This window comes from Pseudomonas sp. SP16.1 (genome assembly GCF_052682975.1).
This window is the reverse complement of the sequence record NZ_JBQYFZ010000001.1, coordinates 1,905,246-1,921,669: the sequence shown is the minus strand read 5'-3', so window position 1 is coordinate 1,921,669 and position 16,424 is coordinate 1,905,246. Positions and strand designations below refer to the sequence as shown.

Annotated in this window: 16 protein-coding genes and 1 pseudogene; 11 read left to right on the top strand and 6 right to left on the bottom strand. The window is 57.9% G+C overall.

Features of this window, described 5'->3' with window-relative positions; all coding sequences use genetic code 11:
• Positions 1-50: 50 nt before the first annotated feature.
• Positions 51-341, top strand: coding sequence for a helix-turn-helix domain-containing protein (locus ACUTAF_RS09350; protein ID WP_003452348.1), 291 nt, complete (start codon positions 51-53; stop codon positions 339-341).
• A gap of 81 nt (positions 342-422) precedes the next feature.
• Here the strand turns inward: ACUTAF_RS09350 and ACUTAF_RS09345 are convergent, their stop codons facing one another.
• Positions 423-1,070 (bottom strand): DUF6088 family protein, encoded by a 648-nt coding sequence (locus ACUTAF_RS09345; protein ID WP_074971674.1) that lies wholly within the window; start codon positions 1,068-1,070, stop codon positions 423-425.
• 85 nt (positions 1,071-1,155) lie between these two features.
• Positions 1,156-2,306 (bottom strand): annotated as a pseudogene (locus ACUTAF_RS09340) (IS3 family transposase).
• A 211-nt stretch (positions 2,307-2,517) separates the two neighbouring features.
• Between ACUTAF_RS09340 and ACUTAF_RS09335 the strand changes: the two are divergent.
• Complete coding sequence (locus tag ACUTAF_RS09335) at positions 2,518-2,598, top strand: hypothetical protein (RefSeq protein ID WP_445582423.1); 81 nt, start codon at positions 2,518-2,520, stop codon at positions 2,596-2,598.
• On the opposite strand, the gene ACUTAF_RS09330 is transcribed toward ACUTAF_RS09335, so the two are convergent.
• Positions 2,595-3,745, bottom strand: a protein-coding gene (locus tag ACUTAF_RS09330) for an IS3 family transposase (RefSeq protein ID WP_445579689.1) whose coding sequence is annotated in 2 segments (ribosomal slippage) — positions 2,595-3,508 and positions 3,508-3,745 — 1,152 coding nt in all. Because the reading frame shifts where the segments join, the coding sequence is not laid out codon by codon here. The two genes, ACUTAF_RS09335 and ACUTAF_RS09330, sit on opposite strands and share 4 nt — an antisense overlap.
• A 181-nt stretch (positions 3,746-3,926) precedes the next feature.
• Here ACUTAF_RS09330 and tnpC point away from each other — a divergent pair.
• On the top strand, positions 3,927-5,474 hold the full coding sequence (gene tnpC / locus ACUTAF_RS09325; protein WP_445578482.1) for an IS66 family transposase: 1,548 nt from the start codon (positions 3,927-3,929) through the stop codon (positions 5,472-5,474).
• Positions 5,475-5,702: 228 nt separating this feature from the next.
• Here the strand turns inward: tnpC and ACUTAF_RS09320 are convergent, their stop codons facing one another.
• Together ACUTAF_RS09320 and ACUTAF_RS09315 are read right to left on the bottom strand one after the other, a co-directional pair.
• Positions 5,703-7,079: a heavy metal sensor histidine kinase gene (locus ACUTAF_RS09320; RefSeq protein ID WP_192817701.1), complete on the bottom strand. Its 1,377-nt coding sequence runs from the start codon at positions 7,077-7,079 to the stop codon at positions 5,703-5,705.
• Positions 7,080-7,081: 2 nt separating this feature from the next.
• Positions 7,082-7,759, bottom strand: a complete 678-nt coding sequence (locus ACUTAF_RS09315) for a heavy metal response regulator transcription factor (RefSeq protein ID WP_003452340.1) — start codon at positions 7,757-7,759, stop codon at positions 7,082-7,084.
• 207 nt (positions 7,760-7,966) lie between these two features.
• Between ACUTAF_RS09315 and ACUTAF_RS09310 the strand changes: the two genes are divergently transcribed.
• From ACUTAF_RS09310 to ACUTAF_RS09275, 8 genes are all read left to right on the top strand, one after another.
• A complete protein-coding gene (locus tag ACUTAF_RS09310; protein ID WP_003452338.1) occupies positions 7,967-8,326 on the top strand; it encodes a co-regulatory protein PtrA N-terminal domain-containing protein in 360 nt (119 codons plus the stop codon).
• Positions 8,327-8,492: 166 nt separating this feature from the next.
• The gene (locus tag ACUTAF_RS09305) at positions 8,493-9,044 is read left to right on the top strand and encodes a cupredoxin domain-containing protein (RefSeq protein ID WP_003452336.1); all 552 of its coding nucleotides are present in this window, start codon (positions 8,493-8,495) and stop codon (positions 9,042-9,044) included.
• A 147-nt stretch (positions 9,045-9,191) separates the two neighbouring features.
• On the top strand, positions 9,192-9,725 hold the full coding sequence (locus ACUTAF_RS09300; protein WP_003452333.1) for a cupredoxin domain-containing protein: 534 nt from the start codon (positions 9,192-9,194) through the stop codon (positions 9,723-9,725).
• 79 nt (positions 9,726-9,804) lie between these two features.
• Positions 9,805-10,053 (top strand): DUF2933 domain-containing protein, encoded by a 249-nt coding sequence (locus ACUTAF_RS09295; RefSeq protein ID WP_009686142.1) that lies wholly within the window; start codon positions 9,805-9,807, stop codon positions 10,051-10,053.
• 5 nt (positions 10,054-10,058) lie between these two features.
• On the top strand, positions 10,059-12,425 hold the full coding sequence (locus tag ACUTAF_RS09290) for a heavy metal translocating P-type ATPase (protein ID WP_268126200.1): 2,367 nt from the start codon (positions 10,059-10,061) through the stop codon (positions 12,423-12,425).
• Positions 12,426-12,611: 186 nt separating this feature from the next.
• Complete coding sequence (locus ACUTAF_RS09285) at positions 12,612-14,339, top strand: ATP-dependent nuclease (protein WP_088191218.1); 1,728 nt, start codon at positions 12,612-12,614, stop codon at positions 14,337-14,339.
• A complete protein-coding gene (locus tag ACUTAF_RS09280; RefSeq protein ID WP_268126204.1) occupies positions 14,329-15,756 on the top strand; it encodes a UvrD-helicase domain-containing protein in 1,428 nt (475 codons plus the stop codon). Before ACUTAF_RS09285 ends, ACUTAF_RS09280 begins: the two co-directional genes overlap by 11 nt.
• A gap of 97 nt (positions 15,757-15,853) precedes the next feature.
• The gene (locus tag ACUTAF_RS09275) at positions 15,854-16,054 is read left to right on the top strand and encodes a heavy-metal-associated domain-containing protein (RefSeq protein ID WP_268126206.1); all 201 of its coding nucleotides are present in this window, start codon (positions 15,854-15,856) and stop codon (positions 16,052-16,054) included.
• Positions 16,055-16,073: 19 nt separating this feature from the next.
• Here ACUTAF_RS09275 and ACUTAF_RS09270 read toward each other — a convergent pair whose 3' ends face one another.
• Entirely contained in the window at positions 16,074-16,388 is a 315-nt protein-coding gene (locus ACUTAF_RS09270) for a hypothetical protein (RefSeq protein WP_268126209.1), read from the bottom strand.
• Positions 16,389-16,424 lie beyond the last annotated feature (36 nt).

The following is a 16,424-nucleotide window of genomic DNA, read 5'->3' as shown; positions in this document are numbered from 1 at the left end:
CCTATAGTGTACGTGAAGGCTTCATCGATCCCTTTTTAAGGATCGGCAAAATGGAGCTGAACACAGCATTCGGGCTGGCGCTTAAAAGGCTGCGCAAGCAGCAGGGCCTTACCCAGGAAGACTTTTCCAACGTCAGTAGCCGAACCTACCTGAGCAGCCTGGAGCGTGGCATTAAGGGGCCGACCATCGAGAAGGTCGAGCAACTCGCCAGCGTGCTGGATGTCCACCCGGCTACCATTCTGGCCGCCGCCTATCTGATCAAAGAAAGCGGAGTAGCGCGCCGTGACCTCGTTCTGCGGATTGAGGAGGAGCTCAGTCGCCTTGAGAATGCGCATTATTGATAATACGACTATGATCTATCAGTCACGCGATAGGATTTGAAATGGAGCGCAATCCCTGAGCCCAATGAGGCCTTCCGGGCATTACTTGTGAGATCTACTGCCAGAGTGCTCGGGTGGAAGGTTACGTTCGCAGCTAAGCTCAAGTGCTCTGCGCATCCACTGAGGCATTTTGCAGGTCATCAGGGTGATTTGGTCTGCAGGCTTGAGCGCGTTTTGGATGGCTGTAATGCATCCTGCGTTTGCACCTTCTTTGCCTAGATAAAAGAGAGCACTGATTGCTGTCCCAACTTCGGTTCCGGCATGCTGCATAACCGATGGCGGAGCATGTATCAGACGTACCTCACCTTTCCCGAAATGGAATGATCGACTTGGCCCGCTAGTGTAGTAAATCGGGACCAATGGCATCTGGGTGCTGAGACCAAACATTCGTACAGCATTGGCGCCATGCATTTGGAGGGTTTGACGGTTCTGCCTGGCAATCAACCTCACGACCTCCCAAGCACTAGGCCGGTACCGCGCTACATACCGACTAGGTTTGGGGCGCATGTAGATGCCTCGATGTAGCCTCTCTAAGTCGCCTCTGTTGACCAGCAGTGCTATTGCCTTGTAAACGGCATTGCGGGTGCCAAACTCCGCAAAGTTCCTGATAGAGAAGGGCTGTCCTTTCGGTAGGCGCTTGACCCGCTGTGCAATGCGGATAGATGTCGATTGAGATTTATCATTCGGCATTGCGGTTTCCACGCCTAGGATATGAACTCTATCGCTGCTTCCTGCGACTGAGGAAGAACAGCGATCTAAATAGGTCTCGGTTTTTTTATAAACTATCCTGCCTCAGAAAATAACGACGCTCGAACTCTATCGGCGATAGCTTCTCGGTGAAACTATGTCGTCGCTTGGGGTTGTCGAATACATCGCTCCATGCTTTGCCGCGGCTCTCGTAGATTCTGCGCTTGATCTGCTCGCGCTTGAGCACTTGGAAAAAGCTCTCGGTGACTGCGTTGGCATGATGTTTGCTGGGTGACTCATGCTGCTCGTCAGATTGTTGGCTCGGATAAAGCGCTGCCAGTCCGCACTACTGAACTGACTGCCTTGGTCGGAGTGAATCATCACCTCTTGTCGCGGCTTGCGTCGCCATACCGCCATCAGCAGCGCGTAGATAGCCAGATCGCTGCTCATGCGGGGCTACATCGACCAGCCGATGACCCGACGAGAGAACAGGTCGAGCGCTACTGCCAGGTAGAGCCAGCCTTCATAGGTGCGTATGTAGGCGATGTCGGTGCCCCAAACCTTGTTCGGCTCACTGACATTGAACTGGCGTTCCAGTCGATTCGGTGTCGGCGTAGCTGGCTTGCCATCGTAACGGCCAGGCCAACGACGATAGCACGTCTGCGAGCGCAATCCTTCCACACGCATCAGCCTGGCAACACGATGTCGTCCGCAGCGCTCACTCAGTTCACGCAAATCCGCATGGATCTTGCGGCAGCCGTAGACACCACCGCTTTCCAGCCATGAATGCTTGGTCATGATCGTCCTTGGCTCGCGCAGACTTAGGCCCGTTCAGCCAGCCTTAGTAGCCGCTGGGATGCACTTTCAGCACCTGACAGAGGCGTTGAACGGCGTAGTCCGCCGAGAGCTGGCGGACAAAAGCGTACTTCAGCCGGACTCCTTGGCAAAGTACGCGGCGGCCATTTCAGGATGTCGCGCTCCTAGGTCACTCGCTGAGCTCAGCACGTAGGCGGCGCAGTTCGGCCTGCTGATCATCTTCGCGCTTGCGCTGGGTCCGGTATAGGCCGGAGATGTCTACTGGAGCGGGGGTAGTCCACTTACTGTAGTGCTTAGTCCACACATACAGGCTTTGTGTGGATACGCCCAGCCGAGCCGCAACCTCGGCAGCAGGGAGGTCGCATTGGGTCACTTGCTTGACCGCTTCGATTTTGAGTCCTCAGGGTAACACTGGTTGCTCATGGTACCTCCTAAAGGCCTCAATTATGAGGCCCGGAGGCCTCTAGGGAAGCGGGGCGATACAATATTCAATTCCGCTATATGTCCAGGCGACAGCTCAAGCTCCCGAGCTGAATCAGCGCCTAAAGAAATTGGCAAGTCCTGTAGCAAGCAGTAGAGAATGTTAAAAATAAGCGGGAATCACCTGTAGAGACATGGGAGCAGAACAGTGACGATGGCATACGAACGCACCCGTAGCGTCGTGCAGACACGGGAGTTTTTGCAGGCTCTGTCTGAATCGCCCCAGGTTTTCTAGACACTCTCCAAGCTCTGGAAATAGCGCTTTTCAAACTCCACTGGCGATAGCTGCATAGCGCTGCTGTGCCGGCGCTTGGGGTTATAAAACATCTCGATGTAATCGAACACATCACTGCGGGCTTCTTCGCGGGTGCCGTAGGTTTTCCGTCGGATGCGTTCCCGCTTCAGCAACTGGAAAAAGCTTTCCGCGACCGCGTTGTCGTGGCAGTTGCCGCGTCGACTCATGCTGCTGATCAGGTTGTTGGCCTTGAGGAAACTCTGCCAGTCCGAGCTGCTGAACTGGCTGCCCTGGTCGGAGTGGATCATCACTTCCTGCTTGGGCTTTCGCCGCCACACCGCCATCAACAGGGCATCAATGGCCAGGTCACTGCACATCCGTGGCTTCATCGACCAGCCAATCACTTGGCGCGAAAACAGATCCAGTACCACCGCCAAGTACAACCAACCCTCATAGGTGCGGATGTAAGTGATGTCGGTGACCCAGACCTTGTTCGGTTCACTGACGTTGAACTTCCGCTCCAGACGGTTGGGCGAGGCCACAGTCGGCTTGCCACCATAGTACCCGGGGCGCCGACGATAACCGGTCTGCGAGCGCAGTCCCTCTCCCCGCATCAGGCGAGCCACGCGGTGCCGGCCACAAGACTCGCCCAGCTCACGCAGGTCGTCGTGGATCTTGCGGTAGCCGTAGACCCCGCCGCTTTCCAACCAGGCATGCTTGATCAATCCGAGCAGACGCTGATCCTCCTTGGCGCGTGCAGATTTCGGCTCGGCCAGCCAGGCGTAGTAACCGCTGGGATGTACCTGGAGGGTCTGGCAGAGGCGCCGCACCGGGTACTCCACCGACAGCTTGCTGATAACGGCGTACTTCAGCCGGACTCCTTGGCAAAGTACGCGGCGGCCTTTTTTAGGATGTCTCGCTCTTCGGTCACGCGCTTGAGTTCGGCACGAAGACGACGCAGCTCAGCTTGCTGATCGTCCTCTTGCGCGCGCTGCTCTTGGGGCTTGCTGTAGCGTTTAACCCAGGCATACAGGCTGTGGGTCGACATACCCAAACGAGCAGCTACCTCAGCCACTGGCAGACCTCGTTCGGTCACCTGTTTGACTGCTTCGATTTTGAATTCTTCGGGATAACGCGGGTTGCTCATGGCACCTCCTAATAGGCCATATTATGAGGCTTGGAGGTGTCTACGAAACTAGGGGCGATTCAGGTGCTCGGTTTACCTTGGCAGCGGGTTGGTGCAGCCGGTGCGATCACAGTGCTGTAGCGACGGCCATTAGCCCATCGCTTTATCTGCGCTGATCGCCTGCTCTGGCACAATCAGCGGCATGACTTCCTTGCCCAATCTCGACCAACTGACACCTGAGCAACTGCGCGCACTCGCTGCGCAGTTGCTGTCGCAAGTCGACACGTTGGGTAAGACGGTTGAAACGATGGGCAAGAAGATCGACCGCGATCAAACCGTCATCGAGCAGCTCACCCATGAAATCGCCTGGTTCAAGCGACACAAGTTCGCCAAGCGTAGCGAGCAACTAAGCCCTGACCAGGGCAGCCTACTGGATGATTTGCTCGACACGGACATTGCCGCTATCGAGGCGGAACTGAAAACCCTCAATCCTCCGGCGGCTCCGGCTGAACCCCGCCAACAGCCCAAGCGCGCACCGCTGCCAGCCCAGTTTCCGCGTACTGTGATCCGTCACGAGCCGCAGAACACTCAATGCGCCTGCGGCTGCCAGCTGCAACGCATCGGCGAAGACATCAGCGAAAAGCTGGATTACACGCCGGGCGTGTTCACCGTCGAACAGCACGTGCGTGGCAAATGGGCCTGCCGTCAGTGCGAAACACTGATCCAGGCGCCGGTACCAGCCCAGGTGATCGACAAGGGCATCCCCACTGCCGGCCTGCTGGCTCACGTGATGGTGGCCAAATTTGCCGACCACCTGCCGCTGTATAGGCAAGAAAAGATTTTTGGGCGCGCTGGCCTGGCCATCGCCCGCTCGACGCTGGCGCAGTGGGTCGGACAAACCGGCGTACAGCTCCAACCATTGGTCGACGCCCTGCGCGAGGCGGTACTGGCGCAAGGCGTGATCCACGCCGACGAAACCCCCGTGCAAATGCTGGCCCCTGGCGAGAAGAAAACCCACCGGGCTTACGTCTGGGCATACTGCACCACACCCTTCGCCGACCTGAAGGCCGTGGTGTATGACTTCAGCCCCAGCCGGGCTGGTGAGCATGCGCGCAATTTTCTGGGTCAGTGGAGTGGCAAGCTGGTCTGCGACGACTTCGCCGGCTACAAGGCCAGCTTCGAGCAGGGCATCACCGAAATTGGCTGCATGGCCCACGCCCGCCGCAAATTTTTCGATCTGCACGCAGCGAACAAAAGCCAGTTAGCCGAACAGGCGCTGCACTCCATTGCCGGGCTGTATGAAATCGAGCGGCAAGCACGGCACATGAGCGATGAAGAACGCTGGCGAATACGCCAGGACAAGTCTTCACCGATCCTCGATGCGCTGCATGAATGGATGCTGGCCCAGCGTGATCGAGTGCCCAACGGATCAGCCACGGCGAAAGCCTTGGATTACAGCCTCAAACGCTGGCTGGCTCTGACTCGCTATGTCGAAGATGGCTCTGTGCCCATCGACAACAATCAGGTCGAGAACCAGATTCGACCATGGGCCCTTGGACGCTCGAACTGGCTGTTTGCCGGGTCGCTGCGCAGCGGCAAACGGGCGGCGGCGATCATGAGCCTGATCCAGTCGGCGCGCATGAATGGGCATGATCCGTACGCCTACCTGAAGGATGTGCTGATGCGGCTGCCGACACAGCGGGCCAGCGAGATTGGCCAACTACTGCCGCATCAATGGGCACCCGCCTGAATTACGCAAGGTGAGTTCGGCAGACGCTTACAAGGCAAGCGTAGGTGATGCCGTTTCAAAGCTTCATAAACTACTACCCGAGAGCGAATGGCGGGCTCTAGTGTCAGCTCACCTCTCGTTGCCTGCCTGGATGGCGAAAGCCATCTGCGCTCGGTCGAATTGCACCTGAGCTCGCTTTGTCATGCTGGGCTAGCTGTCAGCTGTAGTCTGCTTACCGGCAGACCGACATCAGCTGGAATGGGGGAATTCAATGTGAAAGCCCGTGAGGCCAGCCGCTGAAGTACACCAAATGCGGCCTTTGTGAGCCTCGATTATGGATCGGGTGATGGCAAGCCCGAGCCCGGCATTGCTCGGGCTACCTTCGCGTCGAGCAGGATCTACCCGGTAAAAGCGGTCGAAGAGTTTCTCTAGATGCTCCGAACTGATTGTGTTCCCAGGGTTCTCGATGCTGAAGGTAGTTGAGTCCGCTGTCTGGCGGATCAGGACCGAAATTGTCTTTCCCGCCGGCGTGTAACGCAGCGCATTGGACAGCAAGTTGGACAGCGCTCGATCAAGCATCAGCCGATCTCCTAGCACTTGGCCTTTGCCTGTGAGCGATAGTTCAATGCCGCGCTCTTCGGCCAGGAGGTGGTAGTAGTCAAACAGTTTGAAGACTACGTCAGCCAGTTCGATCCTGGCCTGCTCTGGGATGATCAGGCCATTATCAGCCTTGGCCAAGAACAGCATGTCATCGATCATGCGAGACATGCGCTTCAATTCCTCCAGGTTCGAGTACAGATTCTCCTCGTAGGCATTGATATCGCGCTTCTTGCTTAGCACCACTTCAGTGTGGGTCATCAGGTTGCTGACGGGGGTGCGCAGTTCGTGTGCGATGTCAGCGGAGAAATTGGAGAGTCGAATGAAGGCCTCTTCAAGTCGGGCCAGCATCGCGTTGAAGGACAGTACCAACTGCTGAAGTTCCTGTGGCACCGGCTCAAGAGGAATCCGTTCCTGCAATGAACGGGCGGACATCCCGGTGGCCACACGAGTGACCTGTCGCAGCGGCCTGAGGCCACTGCGAGCAACCACCCAGCCAAGCGCTGCACTGACCAAGGCACTGATGACCAATCCAATCCAGAACCATCGCTGCAGCGTGTCGAAAAAGTGTGTGTGATTGGTAACATCGAGAATCAGCAGAGCTGTAAGCGGTTCGGGTTGGTCAGTCACAGAGATTTGAGCCGTCATGCCCCGGTACATGTGCTCGTCTTTCTGCCACTCCCACATGCTCTGCTCATCGGCACGCCTGAAGCGTTCCGGCACTTCGACTGCTCTGGGGTCGGAAAAGAGCACTGCGCCGTCGCTGGCCAGGATGGTTGCGGCCAGATCCTGATGCGCTCCCAGCAAGGCTCGCAACTGCGGTAACTCCTCGGAGAGGCTAGCTCCGCTGCGAGCGTTGTTGAGAATATGTTTGGCTGATTCGAGTTTTTCCACCAGGGCCTGCCGGTCCAGCATCTTGAAGTGGTGCTGGCTGAGCATGTTGAAGCTCAGCCCCGCTACTGTCAGGACGGCAATCACCGCGGACATGAACATCAAGCTCATGCGGGCGGTCAGCGAGAGGTGCTTCATATTCACTCCGGCGCATCCATCATGTACCCCATGCCGCGGGCGGTATGGATCAGCTTGAGATCGAAATCGTCATCGATCTTGGCGCGCAGCCGACGTACAGCGACCTCAATGACGTTGGTGTCGCTGTCGAAGTTCATGTCCCAAACCTGCGAAGCAATCAGCGATTTCGGGAGCACTTCGCCGCGCCGGCGCAGTAGCAGTTCCAGCAGTGAAAACTCCTTCGCCGTCAGGTCAATCCTTTTCCCACCCCGGACCGCGCGCCGCTTCATCAGATCGACTTCGAGATCGGCAATTTTCATGGTGGTTTGCGTGGGTGAGCCATTGCCTCGGCGCAGCAGCGTTCTGACCCTGGCCAGAAGCTCTGAGAAAGCAAATGGCTTGATCAGGTAGTCATCCGCGCCCAGTTCCAACCCTTTAACGCGATCCTCCACACCATCGCGTGCGGTCAGGAACAGCACTGGGACGTCTTTTCCGGCGGCGCGCACCATGCGCAGCACTTCCCAGCCGTCCAGCCCCGGCATCATCACATCCAGGATCAGCAGGTCATAGGGCTCGCTCAGCGCGTGCTGCAGGGCATCCGTACCTGTCATAACCCGGTCGACATTGAATCCCGCTTCGGTGAGGCCTTGCTGCAGATATGCACCGGTTTTGGGTTCATCTTCAGCTACCAGTAGTTTCATGCGAGCAGACTCCAAAAAACGGGTGGCCTGAGTTTGCAGGCAAACAGCGGCACCAACCAGAAGCTTACGAAAATGTAATCCTGGTTTCAGGTCGCTGACAGGGTGGCTTGTCTAGGGTGCAAGCATGAGCACTAGGTTGTGCTCTCGGCCCTCGACAGACCAAAAGCAGAGGTGCCGGCCTCAGTTTGCAATGATGGAGACTGCCCCATGAAATCGCTGAAACCTTTGCTTCTGGTTGGTTCGCTACTGCTGTCTTCTATGGCTTGGGCCGAAGGGGGCAGCGATCGAGTATTCGAGCGCATCCAGCAGATGCGCGACAAAGCAGAAGCTGTGCTGATCCAGGCGGAGAAGGCCCCAGCCAGCGAGCGGCATGTGCACATGCAGGAGCACATGAAAATGCTCGAAAACATTATGAGTCAGCTGCACGACGAACATCCTGCTCCGGGTATGTCGACCGAAGAGCATCTGGCCTGGATGGAAAAGCATGACAAGCTGGTAGACGACGTGCTGGGTCAAATGATTCGCGAGCACAAACTGATGATGGCCGACAAAGAGTGCCATAAGTAAGAGTTTCCCCATCTTCCAGGCCTTCCGTGATTGCTCCTTTGGCCTAGCGGCGCCTCAATGGCGCCGTGCTTTTTTCCAGCTGACGCAATTGTAGTTTTGGGGTCAGCGGCCTGGCAGCAAGCGTGGAATAGCATGAGATTTCCAGCCTACCTAGCGAGGTCTCACCATGAAACGCATCCCCCTTAAGCTGCTGATCAGCACGCTGTTCATCAGCACTGCTATTCCGGCAATTGCCGAGCCCAGTGGAAGTGACTTTGGGCAACAAGCCCAGGCGACGCCGGCGACTCGTACCATCTTGGTGAAGATGGACGACATCAACTACAGCCAGAAGACGATCAACGTAAAGCCCGGCGAGACCGTGCGCTTCGTTCTGAAGAACGAGGGCGCATTGATGCACGAGTTCAACATCGGGCACGCAGCGTTCCAACTGGAACACCAGCGCAAGATGGCAGCCTTGTTCAAGGACGGCACGCTGACACCGACCGGTATGGCCGAAAGCATTGTCTGGCATGAGCGTTATGGCACGGGAGACTCCAATCCTCCCGGGTATCCGGAAGTCATCAAAGCCAAGCATGAAGACGCGAACGCCATTCTCGTTGAGCCCGGCACGACCAAAGAGTTCGTTTGGACATTCCCCCAGGCCGGGACCTTGAGTTTTGCCTGCACGTTGCCTGGGCATTACCAGGCGGGAATGGTAGGTGACTTCGCCCTGCGTTAGATCGGCACCGGTGCTACCCATTGGCCGAGGGCTGGGTGGCACCGATCTGACAAACCTTACTGCAATGTAGTTTTCGCGTCAGCGTGCCGGCAGCTGCACTTAATCAGCATAGGGGCGCATACCTCCTAACTACCCCAGAGGCATACCATGAAACTCAAATCCCTTTCTTTGATCACCACCGTGGGTTTGCTGCTCAGCGCAGCCAACGCGATGGCCAGCCCGGGCCACAACAAAGACAGCATCGGCCAGCCGGGAGATAGTCAGGCAGTAGATCGCACCATTGAGGTACGGATGGGCGACATCTTCTTTGAACCCAAGGCAATGGAAATCAAGGCGGGCGAGACGGTTCGCTTCGTACTGCTGAACGAGGGAGCCCTGCTGCACGAGTTCAACCTTGGCAAAGCGGCATCCCATGCTGCGCATCAGAAAGAGATGGCTGCGATGTTTCAGAACGGCACGCTGTCCCCGACTGCGGCGCATGACATGAGCAAAATGGACCACGCCATGGGCGGTATGAAGATGGTCGGCATGGAGCACAACGATCCCAACAGCGTTCTGGTCGAGCCAGGTGCACGCGAAGAGCTGATCTGGACCTTCTCCAGGGCTACTGATCTGGAATTCGCCTGCAATGTTCCTGGACATTATCAGTCGGGAATGGTCGGTAAGGTGACCGTACGCTGAACTCCATTGATACGCGTCAACTCTGCCTGGCCTGAGCAACCTATGCTGATTCTATGGTCATTGAACCGAGGCTATTGTCATGGATCACACGCACCACACCGGCACTACGGAACCACCTTTTTGGAAGAGCAAGATTGGCATCGCACTGATCATGCTGGCCGTAATCGGCATCTTCTATGTCGCGCGCGAGCATTACGGTCATCTTTCGCAGGCTTTGCCATACCTCATCCTGCTGCTATGCCCGCTGATGCATCTGTTTGGCCACAATCATGGCGGGCACTCCCACTCCAGCGGAGCCGCAGTTTCCAAGGACGAGGATAGGAAGTAACTCGAATGCAAAAGACCTCCTGCCATCATGACCAGGGCCATGCACATCACTCGCACGACCACCCAGAGAGCCCACGCGATCCGGTGTGTGGCATGGAGGTCAAATCTGATAGCCCTTACCAGGAGAACTTTGAGGGAAGGGCCTATCGGTTCTGCAGTACAAAATGCCAGGAGAAGTTCCAGGCAGCCCCTCATCAGTACATGAGCCATCAATCGCATGCTGGGCATCACCAGCATGCCGCTCCGCCAGAGTCCTCAACTCAGGCAGGGCTGGAGGCTGAGTACACCTGCCCGATGCATCCCGAAATCCGCCAACCGAGCCCTGGCAACTGCCCGATCTGTGGGATGACGCTCGAACCCGTCATTCCAGAGCTGGAAGAAGAAAATCCGGAGCTGAAAGACTTTTCGCGACGGTTCTGGTGGACCCTGCCATTGACCGTCATCGTGACCGTGCTGGCGATGGCTGGTCATTCCTTGCAGCTGTTCCATGGAACATCCCAGAACTGGGTTGAGCTGGTTCTGGCAACGCCCGTGACGCTTTGGGGTGGCTGGGTATTTTTCACTCGCGGAATAGACTCCATCCGGCACCGCAGCCCTAATATGTGGACCCTGATCGGATTAGGAACTGCAGCCGCCTACCTCTACAGCGTGGCAGCCACCCTGGTGCCGCAGTGGTTCCCGGCGGCCTTCGTTCAGGATGGACGCATCGGCGTCTACTTTGAGGCCGCCGCGGTGATCATCTCGCTCACGCTGTTGGGCCAGATGCTCGAACTCAAAGCCCGCTCGCAGACCTCTGCCGCCATTAAGTCACTCCTGGGATTGGCCCCCAAGACTGCCCGGCGCATCAGGCCTGACGGCCAGGAAGAAGATATTCCGCTGACCCACGTCCATCAGGGTGACCACTTGCGTGTCCGGCCGGGCGAAAAAGTCCCGGTGGATGGCACCGTGCTGGAGGGCGAGAGCGCTGTCGACGAGTCGATGCTCACCGGCGAGCCGGTGCCCGTCACCAAGCTGGCAGGGGATACCCTTATCGGTGCCACCCTGAACACCCACGGCAGCCTGGTGATGGAAGCGCAGAAGGTGGGCGCCGAAACCATGTTGTCGCAGATCGTCCAGATGGTGGCTAAGGCCCAGCGTTCCAAGGCGCCCATGCAGCGTATGGCCGATGCCGTGGCAGGGTATTTCGTGGTGGGGGTGATCCTGATCGCGATCCTGACATTTTTTGGCTGGGGGTTGTTCGGGCCGGAATCAGGTTGGGTATTTGGCCTGATCAACGCTGTGGCCGTACTGATCATTGCCTGCCCATGCGCCCTGGGCTTGGCAACGCCGATGTCGGTCATGGTCGCGACCGGCAAGGCCGCCAGCAGCGGTGTGCTATTCCGCGATGCCAGCGCTATCGAGAACCTCTGCAAAATCGACACCTTGATCGTCGACAAGACCGGGACACTGACCCAGGGGCGGCCGGCCTTTCATAGTGCAGAGGGAACCGGGCCGTTCGACTCGGTCGAGGTTCTGCGCTTGGCCGCAAGCCTCGACCAGGGCAGCGAGCATCCGCTGGCGCATGCCATTGTCGATCATGCGCGTGAACAGGGCCTTGCCTTGGTGAAACCGGAGACCTTCGAGTCTGGCTCAGGTATTGGTGTGCGCGGACAGGTCGATGGCCATCAACTGCAGCTTGGGAACACAGCGCTGATGGAGGAGGCGGGCGTCGATATTACACCGCTGCGTAACCGTGCAGAGCAACTGCGCCTGGAGGGCATCAGCATCATCTATCTGGCCGTCGATGGTCGCCTGGCGGGTCTCCTGGCCGTTTCCGATCCAATCAAACCGACCTCCCAACAGGCTGTTGCTCAACTCCAGAACTCTGACGTGAAGGTCATCATGGCCACTGGCGACGGTCTCACCACAGCAAGAGCCGTGGCGAAGCAGTTAGGCATCGAGGAGGTGCATGGCGAGGTGAAACCGCAGGACAAGGAGAAATTAGTCGCCGAACTGCAGAGCTATAGCCGGCGTGTTGCCATGGCAGGCGACGGCATCAACGATGCGCCGGCCTTGGCCAGGGCCGACGTAGGCATCGCCATGGGCACGGGCACCGACGTGGCGATGAACAGCGCCCAAGTGACCCTGGTCAAGGGAGACCTGATGGGCATCCTGCGAGCGCGCACCTTGTCGGTGGCCACGGTGAAGAACATGAGGCAGAACCTTGCCTTTGCATTCCTCTACAACGCGATGGGTATCCCGCTAGCGGCCGGGCTGCTGTATCCGCTGACAGGGCATCTTCTGTCGCCCTTGATCGCTGCTCTGGCAATGAGCGTCAGTTCAGCCTCGGTGGTTTTCAATGCGCTTAGGTTGAAAGCAACGGACGTTGGCTAGTCTGCTAGACAAGACGATGTGCCTACCTGCAGGGCGATTTTTTAAATGCGCATCTGACCGGAAAATGCCGTACGGTAGCTTGCAACTTGACCTATCAGTCGCATCACCTGATGACGAGGGGACGTTCTATGGATCGTTCCCGCTGCGAGTAGGAGACTGACAGTCGTTACCCCATGAGGATTCTCCGTGGCCCGCATTCGCCGACTGCAAATCAGCAACTTCCGGTCTATCCAGACGCTCGACTGGGTGCCGGCCCCCGGAGTTAACTGCCTCATCGGTCCGGGTGACAGTGGGAAGTCCAGCATCCTGGACGCGATTGACCTTTGCGTCGGTGCCCGCCGAGGCGGCACATTCGGCGACATGGACTTCTTCGCATTAAACGTCGAAATGCCCATCACCATCAGCGTGACGCTTGGTGATCTGCCGTTATCGCTGATGGATATCGATATCTACGGCGAGTTCTTGCGTGGATTCCATCCTGGTACGGGGCAAGTCGAAGACGAACCGCGAGCGGGGCTGGAGACCGTCATCACCTTGCGTCTGCAAGTCGGTGCCGATTTGGAGCCTGTTTGGACACTTTTCTCCGATCGCGCGGAGCAGCAGCAACTCGAACGCACTCTTCCCTGGAAAGAACGATCGGCACTAGCGCCCGCCCGTATCGGCAGCTTTGCGAGCTCGAACCTGTCGTGGAGTCGTGGCTCAGTGCTCAATCGACTTACTGATGAGCGCGCCGAGCTTGGTGCTGAACTGGCACGCGCCGCTAGGCAAGCAAGAGCGAACTTTGGCAATCAAGCAGCCGGACATCTGACCCAGACGCTTGAGGTCGTGCAACGCACAGCACAGCATCTTGGCGTTTCGGTCGGAGCTATGCCACAGGCACTCCTTGACGCACATTCTGTGTCGATTGGCGAGGGGGCGATCGCGCTGCACAGTGAAACAGGTATTCCGCTGCGCTCTCTTGGTACGGGCTCGTCACGTTTGCTAGTGGCAGGGCTTCAAAGGGCTGCGGCCAGCGCCGCGCCAATTGCTCTGGTTGATGAGGTGGAATACGGGCTTGAACCTCATCGGCTCATGCGATTCCTGGACTCGCTGGGTGCAAAGGACGCTGCCGCTCCGTTGCAGGTGTTCATGACGACGCACTCGCCGGTCGCGCTGCGCGAGCTGTCCGGCAGCCAGTTATTCGTTGTTCGGTCAGGCCCTCAGCGCCACAGTGTTATGCCGGCTGGGGAGGCCAACGAAGTACAAAGTACCCTTCGGAAGGACCCCGAAGCATTCCTCGCCAAATCCATCATCGTTTGCGAGGGGGCCAGCGAGGTTGGCTTCGCGCGTGGCCTTGACCAATGGTGGGTCAGTCTTGGCGCTACCTCATTCCTGGCCCATGGCGGCGCGTATGTGGACGCCGGCGGGGGAAGCCCCGATAACAGTCTTATCCGCGGAACAGCACTTCAGAACTTGGGTTATCGCGTGATGGTTTTTGTAGATGCCGACAAGCCTTCGGCCGCGGGGCTCGCTGAAGCATTCTTGGCCGCCGGCGGGCAAATTCTTACATGGCGACCAGGCCTCACGTTGGAGGACGAGATCTTCCGCCATCTCAGTGAGCAAGCACTCGATGCACTTCTGGCGAAAGCCGAAACAATAGTGGGTGCAGAGCTGATGAACGCGCACATTCAGACGAAGTCCCAAGGCCGCGTGACGCTGAACGATATCCGAGTTGAACGACTGGTGGATGGGTACTCACCTGAGAGACGAGAGCTGCTGGGAGCCGCATCCCGTATCCGCAACAGCGGCTGGTTCAAGTCGCTGACAACCTATCAGGAGGTTGCAAGGGACATCGTCGGTCCGTCTTTACAGAACGCCGAACCGGGCTTCATGGCAGTCACGAATCAGCTCTGGACGTTTACAAGTGCCCCCTGAGATTGATCTTTTCGCTATCGAGCGTGGCTCCATAACGGCCCCCGCAGGTTGTGGAAAAACGCAATTGATTGCTGAGACGCTCATCGCGCATACGCAGAGCAAACCCATCCTCGTCTTGACACATACGAACGCCGGCGTTGCGGCCTTACGGGCGCGCCTGAGACGAGCCGGTGTTCCTAACTCCGCATATCGAGTCTCCACCATTGACGGATTCTCGATGCGCCTGATCGCTAAGTTCCCAGCGCGAAGCGGCCATAACCCGCAGATCCTACAGCTGCATCAACCCAATACTGACTACCCGGCAATTCGGGAGGCCGCCATGCAGTTGTTGCAGGCAGGTCACCTCGCTCAGCCCCTTCGCGCCACCTACGCACGGTTGCTTGTCGACGAGTACCAAGACTGCAACGTCGTCCAGCACGCCATCGTGTCTGGTTTGGCCCAGGTGCTTCCGACCTGCGTGCTCGGTGACCCGATGCAAGCCATATTCAGCTTCCGTGGCAATCGACTGGTGCATTGGGCGAATGAGGTGCAACCCCTGTTTCCCGCAGCGGGAGAGTTGAGAATACCGTGGCGCTGGCGGCTGGCCGGAGCTGAGAACCTCGGGCAGTGGCTGCTCGCCATAAGGCAACAACTTCAAGCTGGCCAGCCAGTGGATTTGCGCACGGCTCCAGCAGAAGTGCGCTGGGTGCAGCTAAACGCCGGGACCGAAGTTCAGCAGCGACTGGTGGCCGCGAGAACCGAAGCCCCCAACGCTCAGGGTAGCGTCCTCATCATCGGGGACTCCATCAACGTGCAAGGTCGCCATCAGCTCACGAGCCAGACACCCGGTGCCATGGCCGTAGAAGCCGTCGACCTGAGAGATCTCGTCAACTTCGCGAGGAACTTTGACTTGCAGGGTGCCAATGCTCTGGCACAACTTGTGGAGTTTGCTTCCAGCGTAATGACGGGGGTAGGTGCAGCAAACCTGCGAACGCGCGTGGAGTCGCTGCGTGCAGGAAGGGCCCGAACGCCTCCGACCGCGGCCGAGGCTGCGGCGATCGATTTCGTAGCAGCGCCAACATTGGGGCAAGCGCTCCGTGTGATCGATACGCTCGCTGAGCAGCACGGGGCACGTGTATACCGACCGGAGGTTCTGTACTGCTGCCGGTCTGCAATGCAAGCGGTGGTGGGAGGTGCTGCCGACTTTCTGAGTGCAGCCATTCAAGCGCGAGAGCGCAATCGACACCTTGCCCGACCGATCGCAAGACGCTCTGTAGGCAGCACATTACTTCTCAAGGGGCTGGAGGCGGATGTCTCGGTTGTCCTGCATCCTGAGCTTATGACTCCCCAGAATCTATATGTCGCGCTGACGAGGGGCGCAAGGCATGTTGTGGTGTGTTCACCAACCCCCATCCTTACGCCCGTGGCAAACGGCTGATCCTTTTGTAGCGCTTACGGGCTTGACCTTGCCATCGTGTCAAGGTCGATGCTGTCCGTGCGGTAACTTGAGCCGCGGACGAAATGAGGTGAAAGACATGTTCAGTCTGAGTGTTTCAGGGATGGGCTGTGGCAGTTGCGTGAGCAAAATCACGAAGGCCATCCAGGCGCTGGATCAGAACGCACGAGTAGAAGTGGATCGAGCGGCCGGCAAGGTCACCGTTGAGAGCACAGAAAGTGCCGAATCGATCAGCGAACTCATTCAGGAGCTTGGCTATTCGGCCCAGGTCAGCGCTTGAGCGCTGACCTGCTATCCCACTAGATCTCCAGTTCTGAGAGCTCTTTTAGCCCTGGGATACTGGTGACCTCGTTGGTCATACCTTCTGAACCATCTCGGCCGCGAAGCCAGTTTGAGTGATCGCCTGGCTCGCGCATTTCCAGCGTGTCATAGGAGTACCGCTTGCGCTTGAACAGGCTTTTCAATGCAGCGAACTCGTGGCTTTTTTCGTCTTCTATGCCGACGATTTCTCCTGCAAGCCGCTCCCAGTGACCAACGCCGTCGGCCAGCATTGCCTGATAAGTCTCCGGGTCAAGCAAGGCTTGCTGTTTGAAATGAATGATGCGGTGAGTCATAGAAGCGCTCGGGAGTGGCCAAAGAGAGAGCGCTAG